The sequence below is a fragment of the Nostoc sp. 106C genome, from assembly GCF_002154725.1.
GTDB lineage: Bacteria > Cyanobacteriota > Cyanobacteriia > Cyanobacteriales > Nostocaceae > Aulosira.
In genome coordinates this window covers 1-16,128 of the sequence record NZ_MTAW01000048.1, presented here as the reverse complement: position 1 = coordinate 16,128, position 16,128 = coordinate 1, and the positions used below count along the sequence as shown (strand labels likewise).

Here is a 16,128-nt window from a genome sequence, read left to right as displayed (position 1 = left end):
AGCGGTATTGACAGCTACAGCGCTCAGAAACTCATTTCCGCAAAACAAGAGAATTTTGCTGAGGGTAAGAATAGTTGTGTCAGGCTGTTGCTATTAATGGAAACTTCATCAATGTAATAGCTCATCCTAAGCTGCTATTTGACAGCTACAAATTATTCTTACCCGCTGCGGTGCTATTCATTTGTACTCACTTTGAAAGTCAAATGCTAAAAGTTAGGAGTCTTCAATAATAAACTCCCAGATCTCACCTCTAGAACTACCAAACTTTAACTGCATTCCTGATGTTAAAGGTACTTCCTCGCGGAGGATTTGTTGCCAACCATTAGAACTTAAAACCCAAGTTGTGCCGTAGGTAGATAAATCTTGCAAGTAATAAGTTCTTACTGGAGTCGTACCAGTAAAAGTATTCCGACATAAGATTTCGGCATGGCGTTTGGAAACTGAAGGTTCTGGGATGACAATATCATTGTCTTTTGTCCGGCCAATACGAGTAACTCCAGAACGTAACAACCAGGCTTTGCCTTCCAGCGACAGCGATCGCAATGAGGCTGTAGGCACCGAAGAAATTATACTCGGAATAGTCGTGTCTGGTAATTCTGTAACTCCTTCATCAAAACTTTTAATCAGTTCGCCATTAAAATCTGGATGCAGGTAAAGGACGGGTAAAGTCCATGCAGGTTGATTGAACTTATATAGTGTTAATAGTTCTTGCCTTGCCTCTGCCACCGCTTCATCAATTGGCTTGCGCGATCGCAACGCTTCAGTAAAAACTTGAATAAAACTGTGGCTTTCAGAGTCAGCAATCTCATCGCGCATTCCTAAAACCGCAGGTACGCCATGACGGATTAACACTTCTGCCAAACTACTAGAAGGTATAGCTTGGTGATTGACAGCAGCTGGTTGTGCACCCCAACAAGCGTTGAACAGCGCTAGTTTGACACCAGTACGAGTCAATACTTGGGCTAATTCTATGCCATTGAGTGTCATCCGCGGTCGTAAAAATAATAAACCTCCGTCTGGGTCTGGCAAACCGTGACCGGCGTAGAAAAAGACGTTGTATGCTTTAGTTTCTAATTCTTCAATCAACTCTTGTGGTCTTGGTTGCAGCAGTGTATGTACCATACAAGGTGCATATCCCTGAGAATTGCTACCTAAAGGCCCAGCTTTAGTCAGAGTTTGTGTTAATATTTCTGCTTCTTTTTCCAGTTGCAGATTTTTATTTTCATCTTCCCCTAAAACCAAAAGAATGTTGAGAGCCTGATCTGTTCGCAAAGACGGCAATGATTCAACTTCACTGGTAGTACGGCTAAATAGTAAATCTTGAGACAGCGACATTGCCGATTGCCCAGGTTCACGCTGCATAATTTCCCAAGGTAGGGCAATTAAATCTGGATCGCGAACTTCCAAACGAAAGCGCAAACGTGTATGCTGACCCATAGCCATGCCACGGCTACGTTCTAGACTGCCGAGAATTTGTGCGTCAAATAACCATCGCCACAGGCTAATTCCCAAATATTGCATCAGGCGACTACTGTAGCCTGCTGTTTGACCTGAAGCAGATGAAACCAAGTTGATTGGTAAGGGAGGTATTTGTGGAGGCGTTGAGCGTGAGGAAATATCTAAGCGACTGTGACCTGCAAACATCTCCTGCCATTCTTGCCAAACTTGAGAGAGTTCAATCGGCCATATACAGTCATGCAAAACATAGCCACTGGGATAAGGAGCCTTAACCACCCAAATGGCAAAGTTATCAGTGCCAGTGTTGGTCAAACGAGCGATCGCCAGGTTCAGGCATGGCAATGGAGTCATTAAACTAAAGGGGGAAAACAAATTATTTCAAATAACAATTTTTCAAGGTAAAAATCTCTACCTTGTAAGTTTTTTATTTTCGTTCCTACCTGTATTATTTCAGGTTTTACCAGTTTATGGAGTATTCAACTAAGTTGGATTACCTTCAGCTTGTGGAGTAGGTGCAGGCGTTTGGTTAACTGGTGGCGATACTTGATCGCATGGGCTGGCTTGACCTGCTTGTAAGACAGAAACCTTATACTTTTTCAGCTGGGTCTGGGAAAATTCAATTCTCTTTGGTTCCTGTACGTTTGGAGAATCGTCCTTAACTGGAGTAGATGTATCTTTATTAGGACATACCTGTAGCTCCACCAAAAATTCCTGATTAGGAGACTGAGGATTTGGTTTTGTTTCAATAACTTGCAAAAAATTTCTAGGAGGTAACGATTCTTTGTTAGCTAAGGGTATTGCGGCTGTGGTTTGAATCACCCACCCAGTGTTGATGTTATCAATAGTTCTTTTTGTGGGTGAATTAAGAGGAGTTGGTTGTACAGTTGTAGTTGGACTTGGGGTATTTTGAACTGTAGCTACTTGCGATTGCTGTTCCTTGAACCAGTAGCCAATACCAGCAGCAGCAGCTACTATGATCAACGGGACTATAAACTGTAGCGGTAGTTGAGCACTGCTGGTTCGCTGCTTATTTTCTGGAATTACTTGCGTTTTAGCATTGGAGTTGGTTAAGAGAGTCTGTTGTGTTGGTCTGGGAGATGTATCAGCAGCTTGCGTGGGCAAACTTTCGGGAATGACTGCTGTGAGGCTGGACTCTGGTTCAATGTATTTAACCTGATAATGTACTAAGGCGATGGTGACATTATCATGACCATTTTTGGTATTAGCGATTTCTACCAATTTTTCCGCAGCATTTGTCACATCTGTTTCCGCTTTCAAAATTGGTAATATTTCTGTTTCCCAATAATCCTCTACACGGTCAAAATCGCTTAAGCCATCGGATGTGAGTAGAAAAACAGCATCTTCATCGAGAATAAACCGCTGGGAGGTGGGATGTAGCGAAGTACTGGGACTCATCCCTAAAGCTTGGACAAGGGAGCCAGAACCACTCTGTTGTACTGCTTCGCGATAGACAGCATAGCCTAACCTAACTTCGCGGGAGGCAACATCATCGTCAAGGGTAACTTGATAACAACCGTGACGCGTAATCCAATAGGCACGACTATCACCTACATGGGTAATGTACATTTCGTGAGCAATTGGCAACGCCATCACCAAAGTTGTTCCCATGCGTTGACGCCCTTGGCGATTTTCGCTGTCGTTGCGCTGGCTGATTTTATCATTCACAACTGCTACAGCTGATTCTAAGTCAGAGAGTAGCAGTGAAGGATCTATATGATCGGCAGGAACTTTTGTCAGTTGCTGTACCTGCTGTTGAATTGTTTCAATCGCTAAATTCGATGCCACATTGCCGCCTTCATGACCACCAATGCCATCGCAGACAATAGCTAAGGCTGTCGGTTGTGGTGGTTTACTCACTAAAGTTCCACTGGGAGGATAACAAGCATCTTCATTTCGTTGGCGGCTGGGACCTGTGTCAGTTTTGGTAAAAATTTTGATGGTGGGCGTTTGCGATCGCCCTAATTGTGCTATTCCTTGATCTAAAACAGCAATTAGTTGTTCAGATGAATTTATTTCTTCCTGAATTAAAGAACTAGTAATTTTGTCAATAAATTCAGCTATGGCTGGTTTAGCATTCTTGTGCAATTGCCCCCAAAATTCGCCTAATTGGGGTAAGGTAGGCGCTGCGGCGGAGTCGGAATGCAATTCTAACAAGCGTACTAATGGACCTTCTACCCTGATTAGATATGATTTCAGTAAGCTAACAGCCACACCTTCACTCAACAATGGTTGCCAGAGATTTGCTAACTGCCACAGCCAGTGGAGTTGGCGCATCGAGCTGGCATCACGCCAAGCTGTAATTAAATCGGGGCAAAGTTGCGCTTGTTGGGCTGTACAATCGTTAAGTAGTGGCGGTTTTTCTAAGAGTAATATTTCTTGTTGGCAGCGCCCGTCTATTGGCGGTATCACTCCATATACCTGCGGTACGTGTAATCGATAAGGTATAAGCCGCAAATAAGGTCTAATTGTCGATAAACTATCTAATTCAGGGGTTTGGGGTACTAAACCAGGTCTGATATCTAAAACAATAGATTTATCAATTACTAAATAGCGATCGGCTAATATCTCTCCAGGGGCGGCAACACTCAAGCCTTCTCCTTCAGCCCAAAGATAGCGCTTGGGTAAGGGTGTAGAGCACCGCAAGCAAAATTTGTGGCTTAGGGGGTTGGGAGATTGACAAAGTTCATTTGGGCAGTAGAGCGTTGCCGCATCATTTTCCATAGTTTTCTCACCGATCAGCAATTGGCAATTTCTTCAACAGCATTGGCAGCGGCAATCTAAACCGCTCATATTTTTGAACCTGACATATCCAACTTTGGATCAATGATTTTAGCTGGTGGATAGCAGCAGGTGCTAATACTTATTGAATCTACGATCTACTTATCCAAATAATTTACTCCTCAGTCAACCCTACAGCCTCATCATAGCCTCTATTGCTCTATGTCTCTCCATCGTCAACACAGCTAACTTTAACCCTGTCACCAAAGCTTAACCCCAACATAACTGTACTGTTTACTTTTGTTGAATTACTTCATCAAAAACAGGCAAATTATGCTGGTATTCCTATAGTTTATAAGTTACTAGGTAACAATTAACTTTAATTAAGAATTAAGATAAACCACATCTATTTTGAGAACCATAGTTTTAAAAGTAGTGGGAGCATCTTGCTCCCTGCTCTTCTTAGCGGGCTTTCCAGCCCGCACTACTCCAGGTTTCAAAATGGACGAGGTTTAACTAAATAAATCAACAAATCAATGCTTAAAGTTTGCGAAATATGTAAGCTACTCTTATTTGAGTTTTGAACTTACTTGTAGCACTTGGGAACTCTTAACAGGGAACAGCAAATTAGGAAGGTAGAGGAGTAGGACATGTTTTCAAAACTCAAACTGGATTCTTGTATGTCATTAATCTTTGATTTAAAGCTGCCAAAACTTGCATTCATAGGATTTTTTGCTGAATGTGCCCACATTCACCCGACAAAATTTAGATTAGTATAACTTATAATTACTTGAAATTAATATAACTTTATAGATAAACAACTGTGCTAGCTATACCGAACAAATAGTAGTGTATTCAAGGCTCAGAAAGTAATTGATAAAATTTTGAATGCTTCAGCAGGCAGTATAGTAGTAGCGATCGTGACACTCTGATAAATATTGCATCAGCAGTTGTGTCAGTAGAAATTTTAGTTAATGATTTTTGGTGTAAGACATCCAGCAAACTGTTGATTAATCATTGGCACAAGCCAGTTAAGCGTCTCTAATTATCACTTTTAGGTGCAACAACGAACAGAATAAACACTTCCTTGCTTCCTTCCTACCCTGTTGCTTGTGTTTGTTAAAAGTTCCTAGGGGTAGTTTAAAGAATGCCCCTAGGAAGCTCAGAGATACCAAAACTTACAGGTAGCTCTTATCTTGACTGTTGATCATCAACTGCTACTTGTGGGACTCCCATACTATAGTTGGTGACGCGGCTTTGGAGATTGTAGCTGATTTCGCCTTTTTGTAAGAGCGATCGCAAATAATGCTCTAAGTCGGAACCAACACGGCGTAAGTTGTAGTCTGTTAAATCTGCGCCACTAGATGCTTCTACTAGTTCATCAAACTTGCGATAGATCTTTTGTAGGGCATCTTCATTCCAGTTGAATTCATTGTCTGGGTCAACATCTAAGGTTAAGACCTGATTACTGGGAACCAGGTCACCATCCCGGTCAATTTCTGCCGCAAAAATGCGAATATGCCGAGTTGTAGACTTGAGCAGCATCGGGTTGTCCATAAAGGGTGTAAGATTTGGGTTGACTACAATGAAATCATTGTAAACGTTATGCCTGAGCTTAAATGCCCGCAATGACCAGGAATCATGCCTAATTAAGCAGGCATACGCAAAAAGCTTGTGCGTCAATCAGCAACTGCTCATAACTAAAGTAAGGGAGGTTTGTTCAACTAGGAAGCGCAGATAAAATTTCCTCTGATGACAATGATGGAGTAGGTTGTTTTCATTTCTGAAGGGGCTACAAGTTTACTGTAGCGGTAAGTTAACCATATTCAAGCAATACTGTCAAGCTGTTTGCACTTGTTAGATTGACTAGGCATCAGGGTGAGGTATTTAGTGCAAGCAGGCAATGCTTATTTCATCAGTCTTCTGTCTCCTGCCACCACAGCTACTAAGTAATCGGACAAAAATATTTACAGTTCTGGCGAGGGTAAAGCCTTCTCCTAGCAAAGACCCTGCGCGTAGCTTGCTTAAGCGTAGGGGTACGACATAGCTCATACGTGTCCACTTAAGTTACAAATAGCCTCACGCTAGGCCTCATCGCCCGCCGGGGAATCAATTCCCAGGCTAATAGCGAAAGTCTACTAAAGTAGACTCAAGATTTTGAGCGATATCTAGTCATCTAAAGATGACTTTTGCTATGAGCAAGGAACTTCAGTTCCTTGCGGAATGAGGGTTTTGCGTTAAATTGACACGTATGTGTAATCAATTCTGTCTGACTACTTATAACGGGCAGGCGTGAGTCTAGTAGTAATGCCAAGACAATTGCCTCGCAAGGGTCGCTCTATTGGGTTGTTAAACTTGTACTCCAAAGCAGAAATCTTCGCTTAGGAAGTACCGCCGCGTTGTGGCAACTTCGGGAGGTGTTCTCGAGCCAGGTGACTGGCGTTCCCATAGCATTTGCCACAAAAGCTGATCCAAAGCAGTAGGATTTCTTAGGGAACTACTGTTGTGGCTCTGCCGACTTGATAGTGGAACAGTTATCGACTACTCTTGGCTCTGACTGCTTCAATTTTGTCACTTTGTAATAGGCTGTAATCAGCGTGTTTCAGTGTCTATAATTTTGATTCAGATCAAAAATCAACCTTTAACGACTTTGCTGCTTAACGTCTTCTAAAATTTTAGGATAAAAAAAATGTACATCTAGTAGATTTACGTAGTTATGGTACAACTACCTTAGACTTTCATCAAAAAGAAGAAATTTAGTGCGATCACTTACGTAAAAATACTAAATTTTCAGTAAAATCCCAAACTGTTGTTGACGTTAAGATAAAGTTGATGTAAAAACCTTTAAAAAGCTCGAACAACTTCTTACAGAAACTTTATTGTATAGAATCTTAAAAACTGAATAATAGTTATGGCTTACCTGCACACCTCTGGCGCAGGGACATTACAGCCTAAGCAGTGTAAAGTATGAAGTGAAAAAAACGAGAGGAGAGTGAAATGGAATACAAATGTGATGGATAAAGAATAATTCTTAATTCAAACACTTTGGATTCACAAGAAAATATAAAGAATTTTGCTGGAGATTTAACTCCTAAACTTCATGACCACCAAGTAAAGGAATCCTCAAATCTATGAACTCCAAAGCCTTACCACGCCAAATAAATAATATTGAAGTAGGTGTTTATGAGTGCGAAATCCATCTCAAATTCCGTTTAATTGAGGAAAAGAGTCTATTGGGCGATCGCGAGCAACTGTTACAGGTACTATTAGATGCTTTAACCGAAGGGTCTGATGACTTTTTGGAGACGCTGCAAGCGTCGGTCAAAGCTCAGGAAATTTCTGAGTTCAAAGCTTCACCGCAAATGCGACGTCAGTTAATGCGCTTACGTAACTTTGCCGACAATAGTCAATAATTATCTGTATTAATTAAGTAGTGGCAAGTTGTAAATTGAGCATCAAATGGTAAATTTTCTAGATGTAATTTGTCATTTGCTCTAACATTTATTGAGTTGGCTTGTGTAATCTAAAACCTAGGCTTGGAGCTGATTCTCTCCTCAAAAAAGCCAAAGAAAGCGTCACAGTAGCCCTCACCCTTTGCACTACGGAAATACTTGGGTGCCTACTAATGCAGTTATGCCTTTCTCACCAGGGCGGTTATAGTTTTTCAAAAATTCTAGTTCTGGGGAATACATTTAATCAGGGTGTTACTTCAAGTTGGCGAAGTACTTGCGAGCGATAATCTGCTTGATATAGTCTAAAGATTACGAAAATTGCGCAATTTATCACTCTTGTGTTGAGCGATCGCAATTGTTGAATGTGTATTTTGCGAGCTTGAAGTTACATTCCGCCCTCACAACTGGCATACATATAGGATAATTTTGACTAAATCATCAGGGTTGAATTCATTTTGCTAAGAGGTCAAGAGTCAAGGGTCAAGGGTCAAAAGTTAGTATTTATTGTCCCCCTGCACCCTGCTCCTTTGTTCCTCATCTATCCTTGTGTACGCAGTTGATAACGGTTATTTAGCAAGACCATGTTCTAAGGCAAAACGAACCAACTCAGTGCGGCTATTCGTACCAGTTTTGCTAAACAAACGACTAACGTACTTTTCGACATTACGGACGCTTGTCTCTAAGCGACGGGCGATTTCTTTATTCATCAATCCTTCAGCTACCAAATTTAAAACACTTTGTTCTCTAGGAGTTAAGTCAATTTTAAAAGGTGCTGGTGATTGAGAGATAGCGCTTCTTTGAGTTAACAACGCCTTTATTTGGGCAATCTGATTGGCTAGTTCAGCTATATCAGGTGTTTCAGTATCTTCACCTGTAGCGTGAGGTTTAGCCATGCGTCGGGAAAGTAAGTTTTCTACGATGGCAATTAGCTCATCTGGATCGAAGGGTTTGGGTAAGTAAGCATCAACACCAGCTTGATAACCTTGGATGCGATCGCCTGTCATCCCCTTAGCAGTTAAAAATACTACAGGAAGTGCTTGAAACCGAGGGTCTTCTCGTAGTTGTTTCAGGAACTGATAACCGTCCACTTGAGGCATCATGATGTCAGAAATCACTAAGTCAGGCGTATTCTGCTGCATCAAATCCCAGCCTTCACGGGCGTTACTGGCGACTTGAACGCTGAAACCGCTTTCTTGCAAATAGTCTTTTACGGCTTCCCGCAATCCCGGTTCATCATCTACCAATAACAATTGTGCTGACATTTAAAATTTCCTTGAGTCTACCTTTTTCCAATTTAGCGAAAGTTGGCAAGCATTGGACACAAGGAGCGTAAATAAAAGGACAAGGTTGCGCAGAGGCGGGAAACAAGGAAGATAAAGAAGAAATAACTATTTACCCTTGAGTAATAAAAAATTTTTATAACCAATCAATGATCTGAGCTTGTTCTGGTAGTTTGGCTTCACTTTGACCTAAGTAACGCGCTTTAGCTGTAAATAAGCCTATAGGAGTACTTAAAAAGTCTACAAAGCTAGCTTTACCTGCGATCGCCTTCAAAATATTTTTTGGTATTTCTTTCACTAACCAGCGTACTAAGCGATAATAATATTCCTTACGTGTCAGCCCTGGCATTAACTCCACACCGTACAGTTCATGCAGGTAGCGATTTGAACGCCCATAGCGCCGCCATTGGCTTTGAAGTTCCTTAAGTGTAGTGCGGTGGCGATGTTGGACTACTGCATTTGGAGCAAATTCTAATTTTCCAATTTTTGCCATCAGAATTCGCCAACAAATATCTGCATCACCCCCAGTAGTGAGATAGGGGCGAAACAAACCGACTTTTTCCAAGGCGAGACGGCGAATGGCTAAATTAGCAGTTTGACCGTAAGCACAGAAGTGATGGGAAAGGGTGTGCTTTTGCGATAGAGTTTCTTGGCGGTCGGCGTGTTGTTCTAAAATACTTTTACCTGGTAGCGCTGTAATTTCACCTACAACAATTACTACGTCCAGGTTGATAAAAGGTTGAATTAATGATTCTAGCCACTGTGGCTGCGGACGGCAATCAGCATCAGTAAAAGCAATAATTTCACCTGTGGCAGAGCGAATGCCAGTGTTACGAGCTGCATAGGAGCTTTGAATTTGATTTTCACTCAAAGGGTGAATGGTGAGGGGAGAAAGTTCCGCAGCTGTTTTGAGGAAAGTAAGAGTGCGATCGCTACTGTTATTATCTACCAGCAAATACTCCACCCGGTCTTTTGGGTAAGTTTGAGACAACAAACAGGAGATTAAATCTGGTAAATCTATCTCACCATTATAAATAGGTACAACCACCGACACCTTAGGCAAAAAGCTGTGGGTGGTGGTTGCATGAACAGGAGAATGATTCATAAATTAAAACTTTGGCATAGGATTACTAACTAGTATTCCCAATCCAAAGTCTTAAAATCAGTTAAGATAGGCAGTTTGCCAAATTCTCAAAACCTAATATTCTTAGCAACTAGATATTGGGAGGAAATTGAGTAAGGCAATCAATTACCGAAATAGTTCCCAGTAGTGAGTGCTGAGTGCTGAGCTTTATCAAAGCACATTAGTGCTCGCAACTAGACAATTAGTTTAAAGCCCTCAACTTTAGTCGTAGAGAAAAAGAAACGAATTCTTTATTCAATCCCCTAACTCTTAGTTATGGAGTTTCACTCAGCACTCACAACTCAAGACTCAGCACTACTGAATCAATTCCTCAATCCTTAAAATTTCAAGTCTCTAGCACGAATACTCATGGCTCCAGTAGTTTGACTGGCTGGTGGTTGAGCGAAGTTACTATTAGATAGAGCTGTAATTGCCCGCGCATATTGCGGATCGTTTTTCGTGCCAACTAAATCTGGATTAGATGCTAGCTGACGCTCTTGGGCTTCTGTTAATTCTTGCTTGATATCTGGTGTAATTCCTTTATGGTTAATGTCAGTTCCTTTAGGTGTGTAATAGTGGGCAATGGTGACTGCCAAACCGGAACCATCTGTGAGTTCATGAACTGACTGCACTAAGGCTTTACCAAAGGTTTGACTACCAACAACTACTGCTCGCTTATTATCTTTGAGTGCTCCTGTTAAGATCTCGCTAGCACTAGCGGAATTACCATCTACCAACACTGCTAACGGAAGATTAGTCAGAGCAGTACGATTAGCTTTAGTATCCTCAGTTCCTCCCTGACGATCTACTGTACGGACAATGCCGCCGTTATCCAGCCACATCCGAGCAATTTCAATGCTTGCTTGCAATAAACCGCCAGGATTGCCTCGCAAATCTAAGACATAAGCGTTAACTTGCTTACTGTTCAAATCGCGGATAGCTCGCCGCATTTGCTCGCCTGCATGGGAACTAAACTCTCGTAAACGAATATAGCCAACGCGGCGGTTACCTTCTTGCTTGAGGGTGTAACGCACTGTTGGCACTTCGATAGTAGCCCGGGTTAGCTTTAGATCAAAAACACTCTGCCCTGTCCGTCCCAGCCGCAAAGTCAAAGCAGTACCAGCTTTGCCGCGAATCAATTTGGAGGCATCATCCACTTTCATTTGTTGAGTGGGTTTACCATCAATAGCCAAAATTTCATCGCCTGCTTTAATACCTGCTTTGAGCGCTGGGGAATTTTCTATAGCTTCCACAACAGTCAGCCGCTTGGTTTTGTCGTTCAATTCCATGCGAATGCCAATCCCAGAAACTTCTCCTGAAGTTTGGCTAGTTAAAGCTTCATACTGTTTGGGGTCCATAAACCGAGTATATGGATCGCCCAAAGTTTTTAAAGCTTCGCGAATTGCGACATAAGCGTCTTCCCGAGAAGAATAGTTTTTATTTAAAAGGCTCTGTCTAGTAGCTTGCCAATCTTGTTGATTAAATTTACCATCAACGTATTCACGATTCACCAATTGCCATACTTGGTCTACTATTGCTTTCGGGCTATCTTGTAGGGCAGCACGAACGCAGCGAGTCCAAGCGGGACCAAATACAGATACAGTGGCTGTCGTGGCGATCGCTCCACCAATCAAGGCTACTTGGAGCGGTGAGTAACGTTTCGCAGATTGGTTCATGTATATCAGCTGGAATAATTGTGTTGTTGACAGTTTAGCAATCAGGATTTCCAGAAAATTTTAAGTTTTTATACTCAAGTTAAGCGTTACTTTTTGATCATTTCAAGTAGAAATGATACTGAAAATACAGCTTTACTTTTTAACAATCATTTCTCTGTTTGCTAGCTTTCTCCGGGACGATAATCTAGGCGAATATGACACTTTTATATGTGTCAACTTTACACCCTTGATTACTTTTATAAGATAGCACTTTGCTAGCTTAGTTGCTGGTATTTTAAACACTGACTAACCAAGCTTTTCGTAACTGTGTAATGAAACGTAATGGTTCCATGAAATCAACAGATTCCCATAGGAGAAAATTCAGGAAACTGTGGCACTTGATACAAAAAATAGCCTGTGGGATGTGCGTTATCTTTGGGATTTGGCTGGTCTGTACCACTATAACCCTAGTTTCAGTATCTTCCCAGCCAGTAGACGGTTTGTTTGTGCTTGGTGGTAGTATCCGCCGAGAAATATACGTAGCAAAAGAAGCTAAAAAATACCCTAGTATCCCAATTTTAATTTCTCATGGTTCTCCAGACCCATGTGTATGGCTAATATTCCAAAGGGAAAATACTGAGTTACAAAACATTTGGTTAGAAAACTGTGCAAATTCTACTTGGGGAAATTTTTACTATAGTATTCCCATTCTGCAGCGCTGGGGAGTACATAAAGTAAAACTGATTACTTCGCCAACACACTTACCTAGAGCTAAATGGATGGCGCAGATTCTTTTGGGAGCTAATGGCATTTGGGTAGAGCCAGATATTGTTCAGGAGCAAGGTATTCCTGCTAATCATGAGTTTTGGCTAAAAACTGGGCTGGATGTAACTCGTAGCTTGATATGGGCGGGTTTAAGCCAAATTATTCAGCCAGAATGCTCGAAAGTGACAAGACTTGCAGATGTAGATATGCAAGCTTGGCAAAGTCACGGTTTTAAATGTGAACATCAGGGGAAGTTAGGGAGATGAGGAAGAGGACGCGGGGACATGGGGACGCGGAGAAGTCCGACATAATGAAGAATTAACCTTGATATAGATGGCTTTCCGCAGGGTATGCAGATGAAAACCACTTATGTAACCTGAGTTCGGATAATCTACTTATTATTCAAAACTCTCCGCGTTCCCGCGTCTCTGTGTCTCCATGTCAGTCTTAATGATAAGTCTTTCACCAAACACGATATAAGAGGTTTAATGAATCGCAGAAAGTCGGAGAAATGGCGATCGCATTTTGCTTAAAATAAGCCTGGAGATAGTTGCAGGTAGATCTATGGCAGAAATTCAGTTGGCGATTGAGGGTGAAGATGCTGTTGCTGCAACGGAAGCGCTTTTGGCAATTCCTGGGATATCTGGGAATTATGCGGTAAGTTCAGAAGCAGAGGAACGAGAGCCAGTAGTTACAACAGTTGCAACTATTGTAGGGATTGTGGGAGGAAGCATTGCCATTGCTGAACAAATTCGCAAGTGGTATCAAGAGTATCAAGCCAAACAGTCCGGTAAAAGAATTGAAAAGGTGTTGATTGTGGGGCGAAATGGTAGACGATTGCTGTTGAAAGATGCGACGTTAGAGGAAATTCGGCAAATTTTAGAATCGTAGAGACGCGATTGAGCGCGTCTTTGGAATCGAGGGTGATAGACTTGCAGAAAATACTGAAGTCTTAAAGTTCTAGAGCAAGAACGTGCAAACCCTCCACCTCGACCTCAAGCCAGTTGATGGGAATTACGTAGAGCTACGTTACTTTATTGATAATCCAAATGAGTATCAGAAGCGTAGACGCGAAGCGGCTTGTCGTCAGACATCGCTCGCTCTATCAGAAATCACCGATTTGATTCAGTTGGCGGAGCGAGATTATTATGTTTCGGCTTTCCCAGAGGATTATACGGTAACTGGGCGGCGGTTGTATAACTGGTTGGATGGAAGCGATCGCACTCTACAATCCCTACTAGATAAGTATCGGCGGGAAGGGGGGGGGTTAGCGATCGCAGCAGCAGAAAAACTAGCCCATCTGCCTTGGGAAGTTTTGCATGATGGCAATGGCTTTTTGGTACAGCGTGTTCCGGCGGTGGTTCCCGTGCGGTGGGTGTCGGATAGCGCTGTAAAAAAATTGACTGTTGCAGGGGAACCAGAAAATCGGGCGCTACAAGTTTTGTTTATGGCGACTTCGCCGTTGAATGTTGAACCTGTGTTGGATTTTGAGGGAGAGGAAGCGCGGATTTTAGAGGCGACGGCGCGGCAACCTTTAGCATTGACTGTGGAAGAAAGCGGCTGTTTGTCGGAGTTGGGTTATTTAGTCGATGGTTACGACAGGGATTATTTTGATGTTTTACACCTGACTGGTCATGCTACTTTACAAGATGGGCAACCGCGCTTTGTGACAGAAACAGCAACAGGTGAAGCTTTCTATGCTAGTGCTGGAGATATCGCCGAAGAATTACAATTTCGACTGCCTAAACTGATTTTCCTGTCTGGTTGTCGCACTGGGCAAGCAGGTAATGGGGGTGATGTGCCTTCGATGGCAGAAGAATTGCTGAAATCGGGTGCAAAAGCGGTATTGGGTTGGGGTCAAAAGGTTTTAGATCCGGATGCAGCAGCCGCAGCTGCTGCATTGTATGAGGAATTATCGGCGGGAAAGCAAATCACTGAGGCTGTTGCTAGTACCTACCAAGCATTAATTAAGAATAAAGCGCGAGATTGGCATTTATTGCGGCTGTATGCAGCAGATGATTTACCCAGTGCATTAGTTACACCCTTACGGACTCGCGGACGGAAACCAGCACCACCGCCTTCTGTGACTACCCAGTTTTTAGATCCGACGGGTAAGGTGAAAGTCCCGACGCGGGAAAGTTTTGTTGGTCGTCGCCGTCAGTTGCAAAATTGTTTAAGGGTGCTGACGCAATCAAATAATGAAGTTGGGGTGTTGATTCATGGAATGGGCGGTTTGGGTAAAAGTAGTTTAGCAGCTAGGCTGTGCGACAGACTGCCGAATTTTGAGCGCATTGTTTGGGTGGGGAGAATTGATGAAGCTAATTTGGTGAGTCGTTTAGGGGAAAAGTTGGATGACAACGAACAACGCCGAAGCTTACAAAATTACGATGAAGAATTAAAATTTCGGTTGCGGCGAGTTTTGCAGCAATTGCATGAGAGTGGAAAGTCGTTTTTGTTGGTGCTGGATGACTTTGAAGTGAATTTAGAGACCTCACCCCCAACCCCTCTCCGAAGCGGAGAAGTGAGTCAAGTTCCCCCATTCCCTGCTAGGGAAGGGGGGTTAGGTCGTTTGCAAGCGGAAGCAGCAGAGGTATTGAAAGCTTTAGTTTGGGCAATTAGAGACAATTACACATTCCACCGTATCATTATTACTTGCCGTTACGATTTTGAATTTACCCAGTTGCAGTATTTCCACAAGCAGCCGTTGGATGCGCTGCAAGGCGCAGATTTGCGAAAAAAGTTTAATCGCCTCACAGCTTTTAGTGATAAATCGCAGGTAGATGAGGCATTAAAGTTACAGGCGCAGAGATTGGCGGATGGTAATCCCCGCTTGCTGGAATGGTTGGATAAGATTCTGCAAAATAAAACTGTTGATCAAGCGGCAATTCTCAATAGTTTGGAAGCAGATCCGGTGGAGTTGCGAGAGCAAGTTTTGGCAGAGGCGCTGCTGCAACAGATGGATACAACCATGCGAGAAATGTTGTCACGGGGTTTGGTGTTTGAGTTACCAGTACCGATGGAAGCTTTAGCCACAGTTTGTGAGAATATCCCCAATTTGGAAGATTATATTAGTCGCGCAGTGGCGTTGGGGCTGTTGGAAGTGAGCCATGATGAGGCGTTGCGAGTGCCGCGTATTTTGCCTGTGCAGTTAGCGGGAGATGGGGAGGGTTTGTATAAGCAAGCGGCTGAGGTGTTGTATCGCTTTTGGTGTGAAAAAAAGAAAACCTCAACTGAGGAAAGATGCTTAGAAATTCATCGGCTGGCATTGCGAGGGAAGGTAGAAAAGATTGCGGTTGAAATTGCTACGGCTCTGGCAGATAGATGGTATGACATTAGCCGATTTCAAGAAGCAATTGTAATTTGTCAAGGCACTTTAGAAATTATTGAAAACTATCGTCTTCTCTATGAATTAGGTAAATCTAAACAAGAAATTGGTCTAGTTGAGCAAGCCTTTGAACACTATCAGCAAGTTATAGCCCTTTGCCCACCAGAAGACAAAAGACAGAAAGCGGTGACGTTGCACCAGTTGGGGATGCTCAAAGCCAATACAGGAAAAATCAACGAAGCGATCACTTTTTGTGAACAATAGACCTCTTGCACAAATAATGTAAGCATGAAAAAATACAGGTCAAAAAACAAAGAGCAATGAGCTACGA

The 16,128-nt window shown here is 42.6% G+C and carries 10 protein-coding genes; 4 read left to right on the top strand and 6 right to left on the bottom strand.

What is annotated here, in order from left to right; all coding sequences use genetic code 11:
• Positions 1-213 precede the first annotated feature (213 nt).
• The 3 genes from BV375_RS03855 to BV375_RS03845 form a co-directional block, all read right to left on the bottom strand.
• Positions 214-1,800, bottom strand: a complete 1,587-nt coding sequence (locus tag BV375_RS03855) for a CHAT domain-containing protein (RefSeq protein WP_086757614.1) — start codon at positions 1,798-1,800, stop codon at positions 214-216.
• Positions 1,801-1,938: 138 nt separating this feature from the next.
• The gene (locus BV375_RS03850) at positions 1,939-4,200 is read right to left on the bottom strand and encodes a PP2C family serine/threonine-protein phosphatase (RefSeq protein ID WP_086757449.1); all 2,262 of its coding nucleotides are present in this window, start codon (positions 4,198-4,200) and stop codon (positions 1,939-1,941) included.
• Positions 4,201-5,388: 1,188 nt separating this feature from the next.
• Positions 5,389-5,754, bottom strand: a complete 366-nt coding sequence (locus tag BV375_RS03845; RefSeq protein ID WP_086757447.1) for an NAD(P)H-quinone oxidoreductase subunit M — start codon at positions 5,752-5,754, stop codon at positions 5,389-5,391.
• A 1,574-nt stretch (positions 5,755-7,328) separates the two neighbouring features.
• Between BV375_RS03845 and BV375_RS03840 the strand changes: the two genes are divergently transcribed.
• Positions 7,329-7,610, top strand: coding sequence for an Npun_R1517 family heterocyst differentiation transcriptional regulator (locus tag BV375_RS03840; protein WP_086682179.1), 282 nt, complete (start codon positions 7,329-7,331; stop codon positions 7,608-7,610).
• Between the two features lie 605 nt (positions 7,611-8,215).
• Here the strand turns inward: BV375_RS03840 and BV375_RS03835 are convergent.
• The 3 genes from BV375_RS03835 to ctpB all read right to left on the bottom strand — a co-directional run bounded on the left by BV375_RS03835 (position 8,216) and on the right by ctpB (position 11,728).
• Positions 8,216-8,911 (bottom strand): response regulator transcription factor, encoded by a 696-nt coding sequence (locus BV375_RS03835; protein ID WP_086757445.1) that lies wholly within the window; start codon positions 8,909-8,911, stop codon positions 8,216-8,218.
• Positions 8,912-9,065: 154 nt separating this feature from the next.
• Positions 9,066-10,034: a glycosyltransferase gene (locus BV375_RS03830; RefSeq protein ID WP_086757442.1), complete on the bottom strand. Its 969-nt coding sequence runs from the start codon at positions 10,032-10,034 to the stop codon at positions 9,066-9,068.
• A 356-nt stretch (positions 10,035-10,390) separates the two neighbouring features.
• On the bottom strand, positions 10,391-11,728 hold the full coding sequence (ctpB, locus tag BV375_RS03825) for a carboxyl-terminal processing protease CtpB (protein WP_086757437.1): 1,338 nt from the start codon (positions 11,726-11,728) through the stop codon (positions 10,391-10,393).
• A 311-nt stretch (positions 11,729-12,039) separates the two neighbouring features.
• On the opposite strand from ctpB, the gene BV375_RS03820 reads away from it, so the two are divergent.
• The 3 genes from BV375_RS03820 (at position 12,040) to BV375_RS03810 (ending at position 16,061) form a co-directional block, all read left to right on the top strand.
• Positions 12,040-12,738 carry a YdcF family protein gene (locus BV375_RS03820; protein WP_086757435.1) on the top strand — a complete coding sequence of 233 codons (699 nt, stop codon included), beginning with the start codon at positions 12,040-12,042 and terminating at the stop codon, positions 12,736-12,738.
• A gap of 298 nt (positions 12,739-13,036) precedes the next feature.
• Positions 13,037-13,363 (top strand): hypothetical protein, encoded by a 327-nt coding sequence (locus tag BV375_RS03815; protein ID WP_086757433.1) that lies wholly within the window; start codon positions 13,037-13,039, stop codon positions 13,361-13,363.
• 82 nt (positions 13,364-13,445) lie between these two features.
• The gene (locus BV375_RS03810) at positions 13,446-16,061 is read left to right on the top strand and encodes a CHAT domain-containing protein (protein ID WP_243713836.1); all 2,616 of its coding nucleotides are present in this window, start codon (positions 13,446-13,448) and stop codon (positions 16,059-16,061) included.
• Positions 16,062-16,128: the final 67 nt, after the last annotated feature.

Excerpts from the sequence above, each read along its gene's own strand:
- BV375_RS03850 (WP_086757449.1), bottom strand. The coding sequence starts at position 4,200 with ATGGAAAATGATGCGGCAACGCTCTACTGCCCAAATGAACTTTGTCAA.
- BV375_RS03845 (WP_086757447.1), bottom strand. The coding sequence starts at position 5,754 with ATGGACAACCCGATGCTGCTCAAGTCTACAACTCGGCATATTCGCATT.
- BV375_RS03840 (WP_086682179.1), top strand. The coding sequence starts at position 7,329 with ATGAACTCCAAAGCCTTACCACGCCAAATAAATAATATTGAAGTAGGT.
- BV375_RS03835 (WP_086757445.1), bottom strand. The coding sequence starts at position 8,911 with ATGTCAGCACAATTGTTATTGGTAGATGATGAACCGGGATTGCGGGAA.
- BV375_RS03830 (WP_086757442.1), bottom strand. The coding sequence starts at position 10,034 with ATGAATCATTCTCCTGTTCATGCAACCACCACCCACAGCTTTTTGCCT.
- ctpB (WP_086757437.1), bottom strand. The coding sequence starts at position 11,728 with ATGAACCAATCTGCGAAACGTTACTCACCGCTCCAAGTAGCCTTGATT.
- BV375_RS03820 (WP_086757435.1), top strand. The coding sequence starts at position 12,040 with ATGAAACGTAATGGTTCCATGAAATCAACAGATTCCCATAGGAGAAAA.
- BV375_RS03815 (WP_086757433.1), top strand. The coding sequence starts at position 13,037 with ATGGCAGAAATTCAGTTGGCGATTGAGGGTGAAGATGCTGTTGCTGCA.